The organism is Streptomyces sp. BV286, from assembly GCF_019090165.1.
Lineage (GTDB): Bacteria > Actinomycetota > Actinomycetes > Streptomycetales > Streptomycetaceae > Streptomyces.
In genome coordinates this window covers 55979-76011 of sequence record NZ_JAHRIB010000062.1, presented here as the reverse complement: position 1 = coordinate 76011, position 20033 = coordinate 55979, and the positions used below count along the sequence as shown (strand labels likewise).

Here is a 20033-nt window from a genome sequence, read left to right as displayed (position 1 = left end):
GCGGCGGCCTCACCGACCTCGGCGCCGCCTGGCAGGAGGCCTCGGCCGCCGCCCGCGCCGCCCTGGCCGAGCCCCGGCTGGGCCCTCTCGCGCACTGGTCGTCGATCGGCCCGTACCGCCTGCTGTCGACGTTGCCCCCGGCCGCCTCCCACGATCCGGCCGTACGGCCCCTGCTCGCCCCCGCCCACCGCGAACTCGCCCGTACCGCCGAGGTGTTCCTCGACTGCGCGGGCCAGGCCGGCCGCACCGCCGCCGAGCTGGGCATCCACCGCCAGACCCTCTACTACCGCCTGTCCCGCGTCGAACAGCTCACCGGCCTCGACCTGGACGACGGCGAGGCCCGCCTGCTCCTGCACATGGCGCTCAAGGCACAGCGCCTCTGATCCGGCCTCCCGGCGGCCGCCCTCGGGGCCCCCGGCCCCCGGCGTGGGCCCCGGGTGATCGGGATCCGGACACCAGTACTGAAAACGATTGTCATCGTGCTACGGTCGGCCGCACGCCTTCATTGACCATCCCTTTACCCGGAGTGCTCCGTGCGCCTGCCCGCCCGCCTTCTCCCCCCGACCGCGCTGGCCACGGTGTCCGCGGTGCTGCTCACCGGCTGCTTCTCGCAATCCGCGTCGGACGACTCGGCGGGCGGCGACGGCAAGCGCGTACGCGTCGCGATGATGCTCCCGCCGCGTTCCGGTCTCTCGCCGCTGTCCGACGACGCGTTCAAGCTCTCGCGCTGGTCGACCGCCGAGACCCTGGTGACGCTCGACGAGGACGGCGACGCGGAGGCGTCCCTGGCCACCAAGTGGCAGCAGAGCGGCCGCACCTGGACCTTCGGCATACGCAAGGGCGTGTCCTTCCACGACGGTACGAAGCTCACCGCCGAGGCCGTCGTCCGCTCGCTCACGAAGGCCGCGACCGCCTCTCCCAAGCCCCGCATCCTCGACGGCGTGGACCTGACCGTGAAGGCCGACGGTGACTCCGTCGCCGTCACCACCGCCACCGAGGACCCGCTGGTCCCGCAGCGGCTGAGCTCCCCGCAGCTGTCGGTCCTGGCGGCGAAGGCGTACCGGGGGAAGACCGTCGACCCGGTCGGCGCGGGCACCGGCCCCTTCGAGCTGACGAAGGTGAACGGCACCTCGTCCGCGACCCTCGACCGCTACGACGGCTACTGGGGCGAGAAGGCCAAGTCCCCCGGAATCGACGTGCGGTTCGTGCCCGACGGCACCGCCCGCGCGGCCACCCTGCGCAGCGGCGAGGCCGACATCGCCGAGGCCGTCCCGGTGTCGCAGGCCGCGCTGCTCGACAAGGACCTGGTCACCGAGGTCCCGATGCCGCGCACCAACACCCTCTATCTGAACACCCGGAAGGGCCCCTTCGAGGACGCCGCCCTGAGGGCCGCCGCCCGCGAGGCCATCGACGCCGAGTCGATCGTCGAGGGCGTGTACGAGGGCAGGGCCGACGTCGCGAAGGGCCTGCTGGGCCCGGCCCTCCCCTGGGCCGCCGACCTGCGCGAGCCGGTGTCGCGCGCCACGCCCGGAGACCCGGCCGGGAAGACCATCACGATCGGAACGTTCACCGACCGCGCCGAGCTGCCCGAGGTGGCCCAGACGCTGCAGCAGCAGCTCCAGAAGGCCGGGTTCAAGGTCGAGCTGGAGGTGCGTGAGTACGCGAACATCGAGTCCGACGCGCTGGCGGGCGAGTTCGACGCGTTCATCCTCTCCCGGGCGACCGTCCTCGACTCGGGCGACCCCGCCGCGTACCTCTACAGCGACTTCGGGTCGAAGGGGTCCTTCAACATCTCCCAGCTGTCGGACAAGGCGGTCGACGCGGCGCTGGAGAAGGCCGCCGGGACGAAGGCCGGTGACGCCCGCCGCAAGGCCGTCATGGACGCGGAGGCCGCGGTGCTGGGCACCGACGCCGCGATCCCGATGCTGCACGAGCGGGTGATCCAGGGCGACGCGGCCGGTGTCGTGGACGTCGAGCACGACCCGCGCGAGCGAGCGCTGATCACCGCGGCCACCTACGTCAAGTGACCGCCGTGGCACGCCTGTTCACTCCGGGCAGCCGGGCCGCCCTGACCCGGCTCGGCTGCCTCGCCGCGGTCCTCACCACCGTGGGACTGCTCCCCTGGCTCTCGGGCCGTGATCCCGCGCTCACCGTCCTGCGCGCCCGCTCGGCCGAGCAGGAGGGCACACCGGAGGCGCTGGCCGCCATCCGCCGCGATCTCGGGCTGGACGCGGGCCCCCTCGCCCTGCTGGGGGACTGGCTCTCGGGGCTGCCCCGCGGCGACTTCGGCACGTCCTGGGTCTCGGGCACCGACGTCCTGCCGTCGGTCGTCTCCGGGCTCCAGGTGTCGCTCGCGCTGATGGGCGCGGCCCTCACGGTCGCGGTCCTGGTGACCTGCGCACTGGTGGCTCCCGTCCTCGTACGGGGCCGGGGGTCGGCCGGCGCGTTCGCCGCGATGCTCGCCGCCCTGCCCGAATTCCTGCTGGCCACCGTCGCGTTGCTGGTGTGCGGGGTGTGGCTGGGCCTGCTGCCGACCTCCGGCTGGCAGGGTCCGCGGTACATGGTGCTGCCCGCCCTCGCGCTCGGCATCCCCGCCGGTGGACTGCTCGGCCGCCTGGTCGCCGACGCGCTGCCCGCCGTCCTGGACGAGCGGTGGGTGGAACTGTGGCGGGGCGCCGGAGTGAGTCGGGCCCGCGTCTCGGCCGCGGCCCTGCGCCGCGTACTGCCGCCGCTGGTACCGCAGTTCGCGATGGTCACCGTCGGCCTGACCGGCGGAGCCGTCGCCGTGGAGACGGTGTTCGCGGTGCCGGGCATCGGACGTACGGCACTCGGGGCGGCCAAGTCGCAGGACCTGCCGCTGCTCCAGGGATCGGTGCTGGCCCTGCTCGCGCTCGGCCTCGTCACGGGCGCGGCGGCGGCCCTCGTACGGCGCCGGCTGCTGGGCCCGGCCCTGCGTGACGCGGGGCTGACGCTGCCCGCCGCCCGCCCGGTGCGCGCGCACCCGGCCGTTCCGGCGGCGCTCGGAGTCGTACTGCTGACCTGCGTCGGCTGGGGCCTGCTGCGCGATCCGTACACGGTGGACACGACCGCACGCCTGCGGGCCCCGTCCTGGGCGAACCCGCTCGGCACGGACGGGCTCGGCCGGGACGTGCTGGCCAGGCTCGGGCACGGCGCCGCGTCGACGGTCGGCACGGCGGTCGCGGTGTGCCTGGTCAGCCTGCTGCTCGCCCTGGCCCTGGGCTTCCTGCCGAGCCTGTCCGCCGGCGCCTCGGACATCGCCAACGCGCTGCCGCCGGTGATCGTCGGCATCCTGGTCGCCGCGGCGGCGGGCCCCGGCACGGGAGGCGCCGCGCTGGCCGTCGCCCTGATCTCGTGGCCCCCGCTGGCGGCGCACGCGGCGGCGCTGGTGCAGGAGGTCCGCGCGTCCACGTTCCTGCTGGCCCAACGGGCCATCGGGGCAAGCCCGTCGTGGATCCTCACCCGTCACGTACTTCCCTCGGTGGCGGGCCCGGTGACCCGCCACGCCCTCCTGCGCCTCCCGGGCATCGCCCTGGCCCTCGCCTCCCTCGGTTTCCTCGGCCTCGGCGCCCAGCCGCCGGCCCCGGAGTGGGGCCTCCTCCTGGACGAGTCCCGCGCCTATGTGGAACGCGCTCCCTGGGCGGCCCTGGCACCGGCGGTGGCGCTGGCTTTGCTGGCGGGCCTCGCGGTGTCGTCGGCGTCGTACGCGCAGGGCGGGGCCGGGTCCGGCGGCACGAGGTCCGGCAGGTCCAGGTCCGCCGGGTCCAGGTCCGCCGGGGGCGGATCAGCCCCGACGGCCCGCGGCATCCGCCACGCCCTCCCCCTGCCCGCCCTCCGCCCACGCAAGGAACCAGTCCGGTGACCCCGACCCCCGAACCTCTTCTCTCCGTGCGGGACCTGCGCGTCTCCTTCGGCCCGGTCGAAGCCGTGCGGGGCCTCTCCTTCGACGTGCGCGAAGGCGAAGTCCTCGCCGTGGTGGGCGAGTCGGGCGCGGGCAAGTCCCTGACGGCCCGCGCGCTGCTCGGCATGCCGCCACGGGAGGCCGCGGTGACGGGCAGCGTGCGGACGGGTCCGTACGAGCTGGTGGGCGCCCCTCGTTCCGTACGGGCCGCCCTCTGGGGCCGCCGGCTCGCCCTGGTCCCGCAGGACGCCCTCTCGGCGCTCTCCCCCGTGCACCCCGTCGCCGACCAACTCGCCGCGGCCGTACGATCGGTGGACCGCGTCTCCCGCAAGGCGGCACGGGCCAGGGCGGTGTCCGCACTGGAGGAGGTCGGTATCGCGGCGGCCCAAGCACGGTCCTACCCGCACGAGTTCTCGGGCGGTATGCGCCAACGGGCCGTCATCGCGATGGCGATGCTCCACTCCCCCGCCCTCGTGGTCGCCGACGAACCGACCACCGCCCAGGACCCGCAGACCCAGCGGCAGGTCCTCGGCCTGCTCGCCGACCGCACGGAGGCCGCGGGCGCCGCTCTCGTCCTGGTCACCCACGACCTGGCGACGGTACGGGAGCACGCCGACCGGATGCTGGTGATGTACGCGGGCCGCCTCGCCGAGGAGGGCCCTGTGGACAGGGTGTTCGCCCGCCCCCGGGCGCCGTACACCGCCGGCCTGCTGTCGTCGTCGCTCCCGCGGGAGTACGCGGAGGAACCTTCCCGGCCCGGGGACCGCCTTCACCGGCGGGAACGCAGACTCCCCTCGATCCCCGGTACCCCGCCCGACCCCGCCGACCTGCCGCCGGGCTGCGCCTTCGCCCCCCGCTGCCCCCTCGCGGAGGCGCCCCGCTGCCACACGGAGAGCCCCGAGCCCCAGACGCACGACGGCCACTCGGTCGCCTGCCACCGCTGGCGCGAACTCCCCGCCGAGCCGGCCGACCTGTTCCTGGAGTCCGCGTGAACCCCGAGTCCCCCGCCGGCCCCGCCACCCCCGCGACGTCCGCGAGTCCGCTCCTCGACGTACGGGACCTCGTCGTCCGCCACGGCCCCCGCATCGCCGTCGACCACGTGTCCTTCGACATCGCCCCCGGCGAGACCCTCGGCCTCGTCGGCCCCTCGGGCTGCGGCAAGTCGTCGACGGCCATGGCCGTGCTGCAGCTCCGCCGCCCCGACGCGGGCGAGGTCTGGTTCGACGGACAGGAGCTGACCTCGCTCGACGAACGGCGGCTGCGGCCGCTGCGACCGGCGATGCAGCCCGTGTTCCAGGACCCGTACGGCTCGCTCGGCCCCCGGCACCGCATCCGGGACGCGATAGCGGAACCCTTGCGCGTACAGGGGAGATGGGACCGGACGACCGGACCGGACCGCGTGGCCGAGCTGCTGGAGCAGGTCGGTCTCGACGCCTCCCACGGCGACCGGCGTCCGCACGAGCTGTCCGGCGGGCAGTGCCAACGCGCCGGTGTCGCGCGCGCGTTGGCCTGCGAGCCGAAACTGCTGGTCCTCGACGAACCGGTCTCCGCGCTCGACCCGTCCCTGCGCGCGGGCGTCCTCAACCTGCTGGCGGAACTGCAGGAACGCCTCGGGCTGGGCTATCTGTTCATCTGCCACGACATGGCGCTCGTACGCCACTTCTGCGACCGCGTCGCAGAGATGCGCGAGGGCCGGATCGTCAGGACGACTCCACCGCTGCTTCCCTCGCCGGCTCTTCCGCCGGCTGCCGCACCCTCCCCGGCGGCGTCGTCCCGCCCGTCGCCCCGATGACCCGCCGCAGCCCTTCGGTGAGTTCGTCCGCTCCGGTCGCGGTCTCGGGGTCGAAGGTCCACTGCGCGATGAGCCCCATCATCAGCGTCATGTAGAACTTGCCCAGCGTGTCGACGTCCTCTTCGGGCACGTCCTCCTCCAGGCCGCCCATCAGCATCGGGATGATGCCGCGGGCCCCTTCGCGCTGGGCCTTCGCCAGGTGGTCGCGCACCCCGGGCAGCTTGTCGCCCATGGCGACGATCTCCATGCTGAGATGCCACGGCGAGCCGGGCGTGCGCATGGTCCCGATGATGTTCGCCCAGACCTCGTGGAACCTCTCCAGCGAACCCGGCTCCGTACCGGCTGCGACCTGCCCTCCCGCGTCGAAGGCGTCGGAGAGCCCTTCGACGATGGAGATGTACGCCTCCGCGAGCAGCGCGTCCTTCGACCCGTAGTGGTAGCCGATCGACGCCAGGTTCGTCCGCGACTCCTTGACGATGTCGCGCGCCGTCGTCCGCGCGAAGCCCTTCTCCAGCAGGCAGCGCTTGGCGCCTTCGAGCAGATCATCACGGTGTCCCATGCCGGTCAGCGTACCTCCGCGACAGACAAACGTCCCAGACTGATGTCTTATACGCACGAATTAAACGCACGTACAAGACAAGCGTTTGCGACGCTCGTACAGTCCTCGACATTACGTCGTCTCCGGCGGCTTCGTGCTCGCCGCCTGCGGTTACGGGATGCTCACCGCGGCCGGTACGGACTCGATGTGGCTGGTGCTCGGCGGGGCCGGCGTCATCGCCTCCGGAATCGTCACCGTGATGTCCCAGATGATGGACCTGGCGCTGGGCACCGTCGCGGCGGAGAAGGCGGGCACCGCGTCCTCGGTCCTGGAGACCGGCGCGGAGTTCGGCGGCGCGCTGGGAATGGCGCTGCTGGGGTCGATCGGCACGGCGGTGTACCGCCACGAGGTGCCGGACTCGGCGCACGAGACGCTCGGGGCGGCTCTCGCGGAGGCGGCACGCATGCCCTCGCGGGCGGGCGACGCGCTGACCACCGCGGCGCGGGAGGCGTTCACGAGCGGGATGCAGGCGGCGGCGATCACGGGAGCGCTGCTTCTGCTCGGCGCGGCGGTCCGGGCAACGGTGAGCCTGCGCCAGGTACACATCCGCGAACCGAAGCCCACCGAACAGACCGAGGTCTGCGTCTGACCCTCACTGCGCAGTTCCCCGCGCCCCCGGATGGGGGCGCGGGCAACGACGCACTCTTCCAGGGGCGCGAGGAACGGCGCACCTTTCAGGGGCGCGGGGAACTGCGCGACCAGCCCCCACGCACCCGCAGACGAACAACTCAGCCCGTCCGGCGCCTGAGGACAAGCGCACAGCGCGACGCGGGGGCCTGGGGGCGCAGCCCCCAGCAGGTCCGGACAGCCTCAGACCAGGTTGACCGAACGAGCCTGCGTGGCCCCGATCTCCTCCGCCAACTCCGTCAGCACCGGCTGCGGCACCGTGTCGTCCACGGTCAGCACGGCAAGCGCCTCGCCGCCCACGTCCGCACGCGCGACCTGCATACCGGCGATGTTGATGCCCGCCTCGCCGAGGATCCGGCCGAGGGTGCCGACGACACCGGGACGGTCGGCGTAGTTGAGGACGACCATGTGGTCGGCGAGCGCCAGATCCACGTCGTACTCGCCGACGGCGACGATCTTCTGGTGGTGCTTGGGCCCGGCGAGCGTGCCGGAGACCGAGACCTCCTGGCCGTCACCGAGGGTGCCGCGCACGGTGACCACGTTCCGGTGGTCCGAGGACTCCGAGCTCGTGGTCAGCCGTACCTCGACGCCACGCTCCTGCGCGAACAGCGGAGCGTTCACGTAGCTGACGGTCTCGTCGACGACGTCCTCGAACACACCCTTCAGGGCGCTGAGTTCGAGCACCTTGACGTCGTGCTGGGTGATCTCGCCGTACACCTCGACGTCGAGGCGGACCGCGACCTCGCCCGCGAGCGCGGTGAAGATGCGGCCGAGCTTCTCGGCGAGCGGCAGGCCCGGCTTGACGTCCTCGGCGATCACGCCGCCCTGGACGTTCACCGCGTCCGGGACCAGCTCACCGGCGAGCGCGAGGCGCACCGAGCGGGCGACGGAGATACCGGCCTTCTCCTGCGCCTCGTCCGTGGAGGCACCGAGGTGCGGGGTGCAGACGACCTCGTCGAGCTCGAAGAGCGGGGAGTCCGTGCAGGGCTCCTTCGCGTACACGTCGAGACCGGCGCCGGCGACTCGGCCCTCCTTGAGCGCGGAGTACAGCGCGGCCTCGTCGACGATCCCGCCGCGCGCGGCGTTGACGATCCGCACCGACGGCTTGACCTTGTGCAGCGCCTCGTCGCCGATGAGACCGACGGTCTCGGGCGTCTTCGGCAGGTGGACGGTGATGAAGTCGGAGACCTCGAGCAGCTCGTCCAGCGAGAGGACCTTGACGCCCATCTGCGCGGCCCGCGCGGGCTGTACGTAGGGGTCGTAGGCGACGACCTTCATGCCGAAGGCCGACATGCGCTGGGCGACGAGCGCGCCGATACGGCCGAGGCCCACGACACCGAGGGTCTTCTCCGCGAGCTCGACACCCGTGTACTTGCTGCGCTTCCACTCGCCGTTCTTCAGGGCGGTGTTGGCCTGAGGGATGTGGCGCGCGGTGGCGAGCAGAAGACCGCAGGCCAGCTCGGCGGCGGTCACGATGTTCGAGGTGGGGGCGTTGACGACCATCACGCCGGCCTTGGTGGCGGCGGAGACGTCGACGTTGTCCAGGCCGACGCCGGCTCGTGCGACGACCTTCAGCTTCTTCGCGGCGGCGATGGCCTCCGCGTCGACCTTGGTGGCGGAGCGGATCAGGATCGCGTCGACATCGGCGATGGCGGGCAGCAGCTCGGCCCGGTCACCTCCGTTGGCGTGCCGGATCTCGAAGTCCGGGCCCAGGGCGTCGACGGTCGCGGGCGACAGCTCTTCAGCGATGAGTACGACAGGTTTCGAGCTCACGTGAGTCCTCACAGGTCCATTGCGGACGGCCGTCCCGACGGCCGCAGGCGGTGGAGGGAGCGGCGCCGGGAAGTCGCGGGAACGCACCCGCTCTTTCCTCGGTGTCGCGGTTGCCGCGTGTTAGACGCACGACGCTGTGGGCCCGACGCGTATGTAGTGGAGCAGTCTAGTGGTGGCACGCCGTGTTCACGCGCCTCCGCAGAAGGATCACCCGCACGTGCACAGACGAGCGTGCCCGGTCCGGCCCCTCCGGCTTTGAGGAGCGGGGTCCGGGGCAGCGCCCCGTGACAGCACCTCGGGCGGGCGGTCACGGCCGTGGTACCGGGCAGCCCCGGCACCACGGCCGAACCGACGGAGTCACTCGTCGTCGTTGACCCACGACATGAGCTTGCGCAGCTCCTTGCCGGTGGTCTCCAGGAGGTGGTTCTCGTCCTGGGTCTTGTACTCGTTGTACTTCTTCAGACCGCCGTGGTACTCGTCCATCCAGGCCTGGGCGAACGTGCCGTCCTGGATCTCGGCGAGGACCTTCTTCATCTCGGCCTTGGTGGCGTCCGTGATGATCCGCGGGCCGGTGACGTAGTCGCCCCACTCGGCGGTCTCCGAGATCGACCAGCGCATCTTCTCCAGGCCGCCCTCGTACATGAGGTCGACGATGAGCTTCAGCTCGTGGAGGCACTCGAAGTAGGCGATCTCCGGCTGGTAGCCCGCCTCGGTCAGCGTCTCGAAGCCCGCCTTGACGAGCGCGGCCGTACCACCGCAGAGGACGGCCTGCTCACCGAACAGGTCGGTCTCGGTCTCCTCGGTGAAGGTCGTCTTGATGACGCCGGCACGGGTGCCGCCGATGCCCTTCGCGTACGAGAGGGCGAGCGCGAAGCCGTTGCCGGTCGCGTCCTGCTCGACGGCCGCGATGCACGGAACGCCGCGGCCCTCCTCGTACTGGCGGCGGACGAGGTGGCCCGGGCCCTTGGGGGCGACCATGCAGACGTCGACGCCGGCCGGGGGCTTGATGAAGCCGAAGCGGATGTTCAGGCCGTGGCCGAAGAACAGCGCGTCGCCGTCGGCGAGGTTGTCCTTGACGGACTCCTCGTAGACCTGGGCCTGGATCGGGTCCGGGACCAGGATCATGATGACGTCGGCCTCGGCGGCGGCCTCGGACGGGGTCACCACGCGCAGGCCCTGCTCCTCGGCCTTCGCCTTGGACTTGGAGCCCTCGTGCAGACCGACCCGGACGTCGACACCCGAGTCACGGAGCGACAGCGCGTGGGCGTGGCCCTGGCTGCCGTAACCGATGACCGCGACCTTGCGGCCCTGGATGATGGACAGGTCGGCGTCAGCGTCGTAGAACAGCTCGGCCACTTTGGGTTCTCTCCTTGGAGTGCAGGTGTTGCGTCCCACCGTATGCCGGTGGGGTGAGGGGAAGTTCCGGGGTCTCGGCATACGGGCGGCCGACTACGGCCGACCGCCCGCTTCCGGTCGTGCGTGAATCCTGTTACGGGGCCTACGCGGACCGGTCCAGCGCACGCAGCGACCGGTCGGTGATCGAGCGGGCGCCGCGGCCGATGGCGATCGTGCCGGACTGGACGAGCTCCTTGATGCCGAACGGCTCCAGCATCTTGAGCATGGCCTCCAGCTTGTCGCTGCCGCCGGTGGCCTCGATGGTGACGGCCTCCGGGGAGACGTCGACCGTCTTGGCGCGGAACAGCTGGACGATCTCGACGATCTGCGAGCGCGTCTCGTTGTCGGCGCGCACCTTCACCAGGACGAGTTCGCGCTGAACGGCCGCCGCGGGCTCCAGTTCGACGATCTTCAGGACGTTGACGAGTTTGTTGAGCTGCTTCGTGACCTGTTCGAGTGGCAGTGCCTCGATCACGTTGACCACGATCGTGATGCGGGAGATGTCGGGGTGCTCGGTGACACCGACCGCCAGCGAGTCGATGTTGAAGCCGCGGCGGGAGAACAGCGCGGTGATCCGGGCGAGGACACCGGGCTTGTTCTCCACCAGGACGGAGAGCGTGTGCTTGGACATGGGTCTGCTTCCTTTACCTACGGCTCTCAGTCGTCTTCGTTGTCGCCGAAGTCGGGGCGGACGTCCCGGGCGGCCATGATCTCGTCGTTCGAGGTGCCGGCGGCGACCATCGGCCACACCATGGCGTCCTCGTGGACGATGAAGTCGATCACGACGGGCCGGTCGTTGATCGAGTTCGCCTCTTCGATGACCTTGTCGAGGTCGTCCGGCGACTCGCAGCGGATCGCGTAGCAGCCCATGGCCTCCGACAGCTTCACGAAGTCGGGGACGCGGGTGCCGGCGCTCGGCTGCTTGCCGTCCGCGGCCGGCCCGGAGTGCAGCACGGTGTTGGAGTAGCGCTGGTTGTAGAAGAGGGTCTGCCACTGGCGGACCATCCCGAGGGCGCCGTTGTTGATGATGGCGACCTTGATCGGGATGTTGTTCAGGGCGCAGGTGGTGAGCTCCTGATTGGTCATCTGGAAGCAGCCGTCGCCGTCGATCGCCCAGACCGTGCGGTCCGGGGCTCCGGCCTTGGCACCCATCGCGGCCGGCACCGCGTAGCCCATCGTCCCGGCGCCGCCGGAGTTCAGCCAGGTCGAGGGCTGCTCGTACTGGATGTAGTGCGCGGCCCACATCTGGTGCTGGCCGACGCCCGCGGCGAAGATCGTGCCCTCCGGCGCCAGCTGCCCGATGCGCTCGATGACCTGCTGGGGCGAGAGCGAGCCGTCCTCGGGCTGCTCGTAGCCGAGCGGGTAGCTCTCCCGCCAGCGGCCGAGGTCCTTCCACCATGCGGTGTAGTCCCCCTGCTGCCCCTCGTTGTGCTCCTTCTGCACGGCCTGGATCAGGTCGGCGATGACCTCGCGGGCGTCCCCGACGATCGGCACGTCGGCGGCGCGGTTCTTGCCGATCTCCGCGGGGTCGATGTCGGCGTGGACGATCTTGGCGTACGGGGCGAAGCTGTCCAGCTTGCCGGTGACGCGGTCGTCGAAGCGGGCTCCGAGGGCGACGATCAGGTCGGCCTTCTGCAGCGCGGTGACGGCGGTGACCGCACCGTGCATGCCCGGCATTCCCACGTGCAGCGGGTGGCTGTCGGGGAATGCGCCGAGCGCCATCAGGGTGGTGGTGACGGGCGCTCCGGTGAGTTCTGCGAGGACCTTCAGCTCGGCGGTGGCTCCGGCCTTCATGACACCGCCGCCGACGTAGAGGACGGGCCTCTTGGCCTGGGTGATCAGCCGGGCCGCCTCGCGGATCTGCTTGGCGTGCGGCTTGGTCACCGGGCGGTAGCCGGGCAGGTCCGTGGCCGGCGGCCAGCTGAAGGTGGTCTTCGCCTGGAGGATGTCCTTGGGGATGTCGACCAGGACCGGGCCGGGGCGGCCGGTGGAGGCGATGTGGAACGCCTCCGCGATCGCCCGGGGGATGTCCTCCGCCTTGGTGACCAGGTAGCTGTGCTTGGTGATCGGCATGGTGATGCCGACGATGTCCGCCTCCTGGAAGGCGTCCGTGCCGATCGCCTTCGACGCGACCTGCCCGGTGATCGCGACCAGCGGCACGGAGTCCATGTGCGCGTCCGCGATCGGGGTGACCAGGTTCGTGGCGCCCGGCCCGGACGTCGCCATGCACACCCCGACCTTGCCGGTGGCCTGCGCGTATCCGGTGGCCGCGTGGCCTGCGCCCTGCTCGTGGCGGACCAGCACGTGCCGCACCCGCTTGGAGTCCATCAGCGGGTCGTAGGCCGGGAGGATGGTGCCGCCGGGAATGCCGAATACCGTCTCGGCCCCGACCTCCTCGAGAGAACGGATGAGGGACTGCGCTCCCGTCACCTGCTCGGGTGCGGAGTGCTGTCCTCCGGAACGGGGCCGCGGCTGCGGGTGGTGGGCCCCGGTGGCCTGCTCGGTCATCGGCATTCTCTTCTCGATGCTGAGGGTTTTTGCATGTTTTGTGCGGTGTGCGGTTCCTGATCGACTGTCACCTGTGCAACAAAAAACCCCTCGTGCCGTGAGGCAGGCGAGGGGAGCGCGTCGGGTGCGGTCGCTGGGAGTTCCGGGTCATCGATCCGGTGCGTCCCAGCTCAGCCGACGCGCTTTCCAAGTACGAGAATTCGGGTGCGCATGGCACAGACCCTCCCCCCGGCACGCAGTGCGTGTCAAGTGGGTGGGACGGGAGTCTCATTATGTGAACGGAGCGCGGTGCCGGTTCCGTAGCCGCCCGAGGCCGCCCCGGCCGCGTACACGTTCGCACTCCCACCTGCGTAGATGCCGCTTGCGCCACCTCCCACGAAGACGGGCTCGACGGGGCCGTGGGGCATGGGGTAGGCGCCCCCCGCGAGGGCCCGGCGCAGTCGGTACTCGTCCAGCGGTCCGGAGAAGGCGACACCCTGTCCGTGGGTGCAGCCCATCGAGCGCAGGGCGATCACCTGCTCGGGCAGATCCACGCCGTCGGCCACGGACTGCAGCCCCAGTTCGTTGGCGATGCGCAGCAGCCCGCTGGTGATCTTGTGGAGCCGGGCCGACTCGACGACACCCTCGACCAGACCGCGGTCGAGCTTCAGTATGTCCACGGGCAGGCGGCGCAGCGCGGTGATCGTGGCGTAGCCGCTGCCGAAGCCGTCCAGGGCGATCCGGACGCCGAGACGCCTGAGCGTGTTCAGCCGGCGCTCCAGCTCGTCCAGGGAGATCTTGGGGTCGGTTTCGGCCAGTTCCACGATCAGTGCGCCGGAGGGCAGGCCGTGCCGGGTCAGCAGGGCCTCGACCGAGCTGAGGGGCATGGAGCGGTCGAGGAGCCGGCGGGCGGTCATCCGGACGGCGATGGGCACGGCGAGCCCGGTGGCGGCGCGCTCGGCGGCCTGCTCGACGGCCTCCTCCAGCATCCAGCGGCCGAGCTCGGCGGTGCGCTCGCTGTCCTCGGCGACGCGCAGGAACTCCGCGGGGGTGAACAGCACACCCTGGGCGGAGCGCCAGCGCGCCTGTGCTGCCACCGCCGTGATCCGGCCGGTGTCCAGGGAGACCACGGGCTGGTGCAGCAGGGCGAACTCGCCGTCGTGCAGGGCGGCGCGCAGCCGGGTGGCCAGCTCCGCCTTCCGTACGACGTCCTGCTGCATCTGCGGCGCGTACAGCTCGACGCGGCCCTTGCCCGCCGCCTTCGCCCGGTACATCGCCAGGTCCGCGTTGCGCAGCAGCTCACCGGCTCCCAGGCCCGGCTCGGAGAAGGCCACACCGATGGAGGCGGCGACCCGGACATCGTTGCCGTCGATGAGGTACGGCTGCGAGAGGGTCTTGCGGAGGCGGTCGGCCAGCTCGAAGATGTGGCGCTCGCGCGCGGTGCGGTCGCGGGTGCCGTCGCCGACGATCAGGGCCGCGAACTCGTCGCCGCCGAGCCGGGAGGCGGTGTCCCCGTACCGGACGGCGTCCTGGAGCCTGCGGGCGGCCTGTACGAGGAGCTCGTCACCGGCCTGGTGCCCGATCGTGTCGTTGACCGCCTTGAATCCGTCGAGGTCGATGAAGAGCACGGCGGTGCCGTGGTCGGAGGAGCGGCGGCCGGACAGCGCCTGTCCGACGCGCTGGGTGAACAGGGCGCGGTTGGGCAGGTCGGTGAGCGGGTCGTGCTCGGCGTTGTGCTGCAGCTGGGCCTGGAGGCGCACCCGCTCGGTGACGTCACGGCTGTTGAAGATGAGGCCGCCGTGGTGGCGGTTGACGGTCGACTCGACGTTGAGCCAGCCTCCTTCACCGGACCGGAAACGGCACTCGATGCGGGTGGTGGGCTCCTCGGCGGGGTCGGCGGCGAGGAAGCGGCGCACCTCGTGCACCACGCAGCCCAGGTCCTCCGGGTGGATGAGCGAGGCCAGTTCGGAGCCGACCAGGTCCTCGGCGGGCCGTCCGTAGACCCCGGCCGCGGCCGGGCTGACGTACCGGAGGATGCCGTTCGGGGCGGCGATCATGATGACGTCGCTGGAGCCCTGCACCAGGGAGCGGAAGTGGTTCTCCTTCTGGGCCAGCTCCTGGGTGAGGGTGATGTTGTCGATGAGCATGATGCCCTGGCGCACGACGAGGGCGAGCACGACCGTGCCGCCGGTGACGAGCACGACGCGGTCGACGCTGCGGCCGTTGAGCACGTTGTAGAGAATCCCCAGCGTGCAGACCGCTGCGGCCAGGTAGGGAGTGAGTGCCGCCAGCGAACTGGTGATGGGCCTGCTGGCCGGATACCGACTGTGACCTCCTTCCTGGAGGGGCACGAGTGCCGGTTCTCCCTGCCGGGGCCCGGGCACGTAGCCGTACACCACGCGCGTGTGCCCCTCTTCTTCCGTGGGTCCGTTCCGGTGCCCCACCCAGGGGGCGTAGGCGAGCAGCAGCGATCCGGCGAACCAGCCGGCGTCGAGCAACTGCCCCGAGCGGTAGTCGTTGTGCAGCAGTGGCGAGGTGAACAGTGCGTCGCACATCACGGTCAGGGCCAGCGCCCCGATCGCGGTGTTCACCGCGGAGCGGTTCACCGCCGAGCGCCTGAAGTGCAGTGCGAGCACCATGCTCACGAGGGCGATGTCCAGCAGCGGGTACGCGAGCGACAGTGCGGTGTGGGGCACGCTCGGCCCCTCCGCCTTGGCCGCCTGGGCGAGCGCGAGGCTCCAGGAGAGCGTGAGCAGCGAGCCGCCGATCAGCCAGGCGTCGAGGGCCAGACAGACCCACCCGGCCTTGCTCACCGGCCGTTTGGCGAGGACGAGCAGTCCCACGATGGCCGGCGGTGCGAAGCACAGGAAGAACAGGTCGGCGTAGCTCGGGCTGGGCACCGGGCGGTCCAGGACGACCTCGTACCAGCCCCAGACGAGGTTGCCGGCCGCGGCCATCGCGGAGGAGAGCGAGAAGAGAAGCCAGGCGGGTCGAAAGCGGCTGCGGCGGGCACGGGCGCACAGGAAGCAGGAGACGGCCGCCGCGGAGGCCGCCGCGCTCAGTCCGAAGTCGCCCATGATCAGAGCGAGTCGGTGCGAGCCCCAGCCGAGCGCGGAACCGACCGCGTATCCCGCGCACATCAGGGCGAGCACGAGCTGCGGGACCGTGCCGGGTCCGCCTCCGGTGGCCGGGCGACGGGCCGGCAACGCCACCGGGGAGCTCACTGTGCTTCTCCGGTCCGCCCCGCCCCCGAGTCCCTCTGGTCCCGGCGGGCCGGATGCGCGTGCCTCCTGCGACCGCTCGGCCTTCGATGGTGATGGCCGCTGTGGCCTCGTCTGCGCGCGGGTGGACACCAGGGTCGCCGTCGGCGGCCCCGCCGCGTCGGATCGTTGGTCCATAGGCCGTGCATCGCCCGTCGCCCCCCTCGCTGTTGCTGTCTCTCGATCCCCGGCGCCGAATGATGCGCGGCGCAGCCCCTGTCGGGACGATACACCAGTCTCGTCACTCAGGGACATAGTTCCTCTACGCTCCGTGACGATCAGCGGGGTTGCGGACACGGCGCGCATTCGAGGGACTGCGGAGGGTGCCCGTACGGGTTCCCGCCCGGCAGCTGCCGGGAGAGGGGAGGACTACGAGCCCGTCGTAAGGACCACGTTCCGCAGGGGCTCCCGGTTCACGAAACGGTTCAACTGGTCCACGAGGAGCCGCTGGGCGCGCGGGAAGAACGCCGAGGTCGGGCCGCCGACGTGCGGGCTGATGAGTACGCCGGGCGCGTGCCACAGGGGGTGCCCCGGAGGCAGTGGTTCGGGGTCGGTGACGTCCAGGGCCGCCCGGAGCCGGCCGCTCTCCAGCTCGGCGAGGAGCGCCTTGGTGTCGACGACACCACCGCGGGCCACGTTCACGAGGAGTGCCCCGTCCTTCATACGGGCCAGGAAATCGGCGCCCGCCAGGCCTTTCGTCTGCTCGGTGAGGGGCGTGATGAGCACCACCACATCGGCTTCCGGGAGGAGTTCGGGCAGTGCGGCGATCGGATGCACAGGGCCGCGCGCCGTCTCGCGTGCGGAGCGCGCGACGCGCGCCACCCGCGCGAGCTCGAAGGGTACGAGCCGGTCCTCGATGGCGGAGCCGACCGCTCCGTAGCCGACGATCAGGACGCTTTTGTCCGCGAGGGCGGGTCGGAACCCGGACCGCCATTCCTCGCTGTCCTGCCCGCGGACGAAGTCGGGGACGCCCCGCAGCGAGGCGAGGATCAGGGTGAGGGCGAGTTCGGCGGTGCTGGCGTCGTGCACACCGCGCGCGTTGCACAACTGCACGCCGCCGGGCAGCAGTTCCAGGCCCGGCTGGACGTGGTCGATACCGGCCGACAGCGTCTGCACGACCCGTACGGACGTCATGTCGGCCAGGGGGCGCACCGAGATGTCGCCGCCCTTCATATAGGGGACGACATAGAAGGAGCAGTCGGCGGGGTCGGCGGGGTAGTCCCTCTCGCCGTTCCAGTAGCGGTAGTTGGGGCCCTCGGGGAGGCCTTCGAGTTCGTCTGCGGGAAACGGGAGCCACACTTCGTACGTCATGGTCAGGAGGCTATGCGAAGCGCCTGCGGACGCAGAGGTTAGTTTGGGGGGCCAGGAGAGGGAGGGCGCGGCCAGGTGGAGCGCAGGACGATCGGGGCGGCGGCGCTCGAGGTGGGGGCTGTCGGCCTCGGGTGCATGCCGATGAGCTGGGCGTACTCGGGTTCGCGGCAGCGGGGTGAGGAGTCGCTGCGGACCGTGCACACGGCCCTCGACCGGGGTGTGACGCTCCTGGACACCGCCGACATGTACGGCCCGTTCAAGAACGAGTTGCTGGTGGGGCGCGCGCTGAAGGACCGGCGCTCCGAGGCCTTCGTGTCGACCAAGGTCGGTCTGCTGGTCGGCGAGCAGCACATCGTGGCCAACGGCCGTCCCGGTTACGTGAAGCGGGCGTGCGACGCCTCCTTGCGCCGCCTGCAGACGGACGTCATAGACCTCTACCAGCTGCACCGCGAGGATCCGGAGGTGCCGGTCGAGGAGACCTGGGGCGCGATGGCGGAGCTCGTGACGGCCGGGAAGGTGCGGGCGCTCGGGCTGTGCGCGTTGGGCGCGCGCCCCGGCCGCGGACCGGGGGCACGGCTGCACGACGAAACGATCCGCCGGCTGGAGCGGGTGCAGCAGGTCTTCCCGGTGAGCGCGGTGGAGGCCGAGCTGTCGGTGTGGTCGCGGCAGGCTCTGGAGAGCCTGCTGCCGTGGTGCGAGGCCCGCGGCGTCGGTTTCCTCGCGGCGATGCCGCTCGGCAGCGGCTTCCTGACCGGGACGCTCACTCCGGGTGAGGGGTTCGAGCGTGACGACCTACGGGCCCGGCATCCCCGTTTCACCGCCGAGATGATGGCCGCCAACCAGTCCATCGTCGTCGGCCTGCGCCGGGTGGCCGCCCGTCACTCGGCCGCGGCGGAGGAAGCCCGCGTCACCCCCGCGCAGGTGGCGCTCGCGTGGGTGCTGTCGCGCGGGCGGCACGTGGTTCCGGTGCCCGGGACGAAGCGGGCATGCTGGGCCGCGGAGAACGCGGGGGCGGCCGGGCTGCGGCTGACGGCGGAGGACCTCGCCGAGGTGGCGGGGTTGCCGCCGGCGCTGGGATCCTGGGACTGAGCGGGCCCGCCGGTCCTCGGCGGGGGTCCGCGGCCGGGTGGCCGGGACGGCCGCCGCAAGGGTTCTCGATGGCTGTATCGCCCGGTTCGGGCGGGGTCCGGCGATTCGGTGTTCCGTGATCGGGAACTCGTGGGGCCCGAGCGGTGTATGAAAAGTAGAACCTGCCGCGTCGAAGGGATCCTGATCGTGCAACGTCGAGCTGTGACGGCTGTGTTGGCCGCGGCCGCGCTCCTGCTGACGGCCGGGTGCTCCTCCGGTGACGGGGAGGATCCGGGCGACGGCACCAGCGCGCCCGCGAGCAGCCCGGAGCCGGGGGCGTCGGCCCCGCCCTCCGGACGGGCGGCCGAGGAGACGCCTCCCGCCAAGGGCTCCGTGAAGGTCGTGCGGACCGTCACCGAAGGCCTGAAGACACCCTGGGGTCTCGCCCCGCTTCCCGAGGGCGACCTCCTGGTGTCCTCGCGGGACGAGGGGACGATCACCAGGGTCGACGGCGAGACCGGGAAGAAGACCGAGCTGGGTTCGGTACCGGGAGTCGCTCCCGCGGGGGAGGGCGGCCTGATGGGCCTGGCCCTGTCCCCGTCGTACGCGTCGGACCACATGGTCTACGCGTACTTCACGTCGGACTCCGACAACCGCATCGTGCGCATGCTGTACGACGAGAAGAGGCCGGCCGGTGAGCAGCTGGGCGCACCCGACACGGTGTTCAGGGGCATCCCGAAGGGCACGAACCACAACGGCGGCCGGATCGCCTTCGGCCCGGACAAGATGCTCTACGCGGGCACGGGCGAGACGTACGTGACCGAGCTGGCCCAGGACAAGAAGTCGACGGGCGGCAAGATTTTGCGTCTGACGCCGGACGGCGAGCCGGCGCCGGGCAACCCGTTCGACTCCCCCGTGTACTCGTACGGCCACCGCAATGTGCAGGGCCTGGCCTGGGACAGCAAGCAGCGCCTGTTCGCCTCGGAGTTCGGCCAGGACACGTGGGACGAGCTGAACCACATCAAGCCGGGTGACAACTACGGCTGGCCGGAGGCGGAGGGCAAGTCCGACGACTCCGAGTACCACAGCCCGGTCGACCAGTGGAAGACCGACGAGGCCTCCCCGAGCGGCATCGCCTACGCCGAGGGCTCGATCTGGATGGCGGGCCTGCGCGGCAAGCGGCTGTGGCGCATCCCGCTCGACGGCACCGAGGCGTCGGCGGAGTCCCAGGCCTTCCTGGAGGACGACTACGGCCGTCTGCGCACCGTGGTCTCGGCGGGCGGCAACAAGCTGTGGCTGGTCACGAGCGAGACGGACGGCAGGGGAACCCCCGGCAGCGGGGACGACCGGATTCTGCAGCTGGAGGTGACGTAAGGGCCGCGCCTGGGCGGGCGGGGCATCCGGATCGCTCCGGGCCCCGGAGTCCCTGGATGCCGCCGTGGGGTCTCGATCGTCCTGACCGTCACTACCGTCGGTGGTCGCCCTGATCGTCCTGGTCGTCGTGGCTGTCGTGGCCGCCCTGGCCGTCGTGGTCGCCCTGGCCGTCCGGATCCCCCTGACGGTCATGCCCGTCCGGGGCGCCGCTCGCGGGCTGTCCCGGCAGGCGCACGACCACCTTGCCGGAGGTCAGGTCTATCGGTCCCCTGCCCGGGTCACCGTCGTTCAGGTCGACGCGCGTCAGCTCCAGCCGCTTGCGCTCCTCGTCGGTGTGCTTGCGGCCTGGTGCGAAGAGCTCGTTGATCATGTTGAACACGGTGCCTCCCTCGGCCCGGGGTCTCCTCCAGCGTAGGTGTCCCCGGGCGG

The 20033-nt window shown here is 71.6% G+C and carries 15 protein-coding genes and 1 pseudogene; 8 read left to right on the top strand and 8 right to left on the bottom strand.

Features of this window, described 5'->3' with window-relative positions; all coding sequences use genetic code 11:
- The 5 genes from KUF83_RS09690 to KUF83_RS09670 all read left to right on the top strand — a co-directional run.
- A partial coding sequence (locus KUF83_RS09690) for a CdaR family transcriptional regulator (protein ID WP_217454193.1) occupies positions 1–383 on the top strand: 383 nt, incomplete at its 5' end.
- A 150-nt stretch (positions 384–533) separates the two neighbouring features.
- A complete protein-coding gene (locus tag KUF83_RS09685; RefSeq protein ID WP_217454192.1) occupies positions 534–2027 on the top strand; it encodes an ABC transporter substrate-binding protein in 1494 nt (497 codons plus the stop codon).
- Between the two features lie 5 nt (positions 2028–2032).
- Positions 2033–3880, top strand: a complete 1848-nt coding sequence (locus KUF83_RS09680) for an ABC transporter permease subunit (protein ID WP_308402952.1) — start codon at positions 2033–2035, stop codon at positions 3878–3880.
- Positions 3877–4911 carry an ABC transporter ATP-binding protein gene (locus KUF83_RS09675; protein WP_217454191.1) on the top strand — a complete coding sequence of 345 codons (1035 nt, stop codon included), beginning with the start codon at positions 3877–3879 and terminating at the stop codon, positions 4909–4911. Before KUF83_RS09680 ends, KUF83_RS09675 begins: the two co-directional genes overlap by 4 nt.
- On the top strand, positions 4908–5711 hold the full coding sequence (locus KUF83_RS09670) for a dipeptide/oligopeptide/nickel ABC transporter ATP-binding protein (RefSeq protein WP_217454190.1): 804 nt from the start codon (positions 4908–4910) through the stop codon (positions 5709–5711). Before KUF83_RS09675 ends, KUF83_RS09670 begins: the two co-directional genes overlap by 4 nt.
- On the opposite strand, the gene KUF83_RS09665 is transcribed toward KUF83_RS09670, so the two are convergent.
- Complete coding sequence (locus KUF83_RS09665; protein ID WP_217454189.1) at positions 5620–6270, bottom strand: TetR/AcrR family transcriptional regulator; 651 nt, start codon at positions 6268–6270, stop codon at positions 5620–5622. The two genes, KUF83_RS09670 and KUF83_RS09665, sit on opposite strands and share 92 nt — an antisense overlap.
- A gap of 106 nt (positions 6271–6376) precedes the next feature.
- On the opposite strand from KUF83_RS09665, the pseudogene KUF83_RS09660 reads away from it, so the two are divergent.
- A pseudogene (locus KUF83_RS09660) lies at positions 6377–6898 on the top strand (MFS transporter); the annotation flags it as partial.
- A 221-nt stretch (positions 6899–7119) separates the two neighbouring features.
- Here the strand turns inward: KUF83_RS09660 and serA are convergent.
- The 6 genes from serA to KUF83_RS09630 all read right to left on the bottom strand — a co-directional run bounded on the left by serA (position 7120) and on the right by KUF83_RS09630 (position 17162).
- A complete protein-coding gene (gene serA / locus KUF83_RS09655) occupies positions 7120–8709 on the bottom strand; it encodes a phosphoglycerate dehydrogenase (RefSeq protein WP_217454187.1) in 1590 nt (529 codons plus the stop codon).
- Between the two features lie 357 nt (positions 8710–9066).
- Complete coding sequence (ilvC, locus tag KUF83_RS09650; RefSeq protein WP_217454186.1) at positions 9067–10065, bottom strand: ketol-acid reductoisomerase; 999 nt, start codon at positions 10063–10065, stop codon at positions 9067–9069.
- Between the two features lie 142 nt (positions 10066–10207).
- Complete coding sequence (ilvN, locus tag KUF83_RS09645) at positions 10208–10735, bottom strand: acetolactate synthase small subunit (protein ID WP_217454185.1); 528 nt, start codon at positions 10733–10735, stop codon at positions 10208–10210.
- 26 nt (positions 10736–10761) lie between these two features.
- Complete coding sequence (locus KUF83_RS09640; RefSeq protein WP_217454184.1) at positions 10762–12618, bottom strand: acetolactate synthase large subunit; 1857 nt, start codon at positions 12616–12618, stop codon at positions 10762–10764.
- Positions 12619–12857: 239 nt separating this feature from the next.
- Positions 12858–15989 (bottom strand): putative bifunctional diguanylate cyclase/phosphodiesterase, encoded by a 3132-nt coding sequence (locus tag KUF83_RS09635; RefSeq protein ID WP_374106029.1) that lies wholly within the window; start codon positions 15987–15989, stop codon positions 12858–12860.
- A gap of 231 nt (positions 15990–16220) precedes the next feature.
- Positions 16221–17162 (bottom strand): 2-hydroxyacid dehydrogenase, encoded by a 942-nt coding sequence (locus KUF83_RS09630; RefSeq protein ID WP_217454183.1) that lies wholly within the window; start codon positions 17160–17162, stop codon positions 16221–16223.
- 75 nt (positions 17163–17237) lie between these two features.
- Here KUF83_RS09630 and KUF83_RS09625 point away from each other — a divergent pair, with 75 nt between their 5' ends.
- Together KUF83_RS09625 and KUF83_RS09620 are read left to right on the top strand one after the other, a co-directional pair.
- Positions 17238–18251 carry an aldo/keto reductase gene (locus tag KUF83_RS09625; RefSeq protein WP_217454182.1) on the top strand — a complete coding sequence of 338 codons (1014 nt, stop codon included), beginning with the start codon at positions 17238–17240 and terminating at the stop codon, positions 18249–18251.
- Positions 18252–18398: 147 nt separating this feature from the next.
- Complete coding sequence (locus KUF83_RS09620; protein ID WP_217454181.1) at positions 18399–19604, top strand: sorbosone dehydrogenase family protein; 1206 nt, start codon at positions 18399–18401, stop codon at positions 19602–19604.
- Positions 19605–19695: 91 nt separating this feature from the next.
- Here KUF83_RS09620 and KUF83_RS09615 read toward each other — a convergent pair whose 3' ends face one another.
- Positions 19696–19974, bottom strand: a complete 279-nt coding sequence (locus KUF83_RS09615) for a DUF6191 domain-containing protein (RefSeq protein WP_254643609.1) — start codon at positions 19972–19974, stop codon at positions 19696–19698.
- Between the last annotated feature and the right edge of the window lie 59 nt (positions 19975–20033).

Bases quoted from the DNA above. Each gene is read 5' to 3' on its own strand.
- KUF83_RS09665 (WP_217454189.1), bottom strand. From the start codon at position 6,270: ATGGGACACCGTGATGATCTGCTCGAAGGCGCCAAGCGCTGCCTGCTG.
- ilvN (WP_217454185.1), bottom strand. From the start codon at position 10,735: ATGTCCAAGCACACGCTCTCCGTCCTGGTGGAGAACAAGCCCGGTGTC.
- KUF83_RS09640 (WP_217454184.1), bottom strand. From the start codon at position 12,618: ATGCCGATGACCGAGCAGGCCACCGGGGCCCACCACCCGCAGCCGCGG.
- KUF83_RS09635 (WP_374106029.1), bottom strand. From the start codon at position 15,989: ATGGACCAACGATCCGACGCGGCGGGGCCGCCGACGGCGACCCTGGTG.
- KUF83_RS09630 (WP_217454183.1), bottom strand. From the start codon at position 17,162: ATGACGTACGAAGTGTGGCTCCCGTTTCCCGCAGACGAACTCGAAGGC.
- KUF83_RS09620 (WP_217454181.1), top strand. From the start codon at position 18,399: ATGAAAAGTAGAACCTGCCGCGTCGAAGGGATCCTGATCGTGCAACGT.
- KUF83_RS09615 (WP_254643609.1), bottom strand. From the start codon at position 19,974: ATGATCAACGAGCTCTTCGCACCAGGCCGCAAGCACACCGACGAGGAG.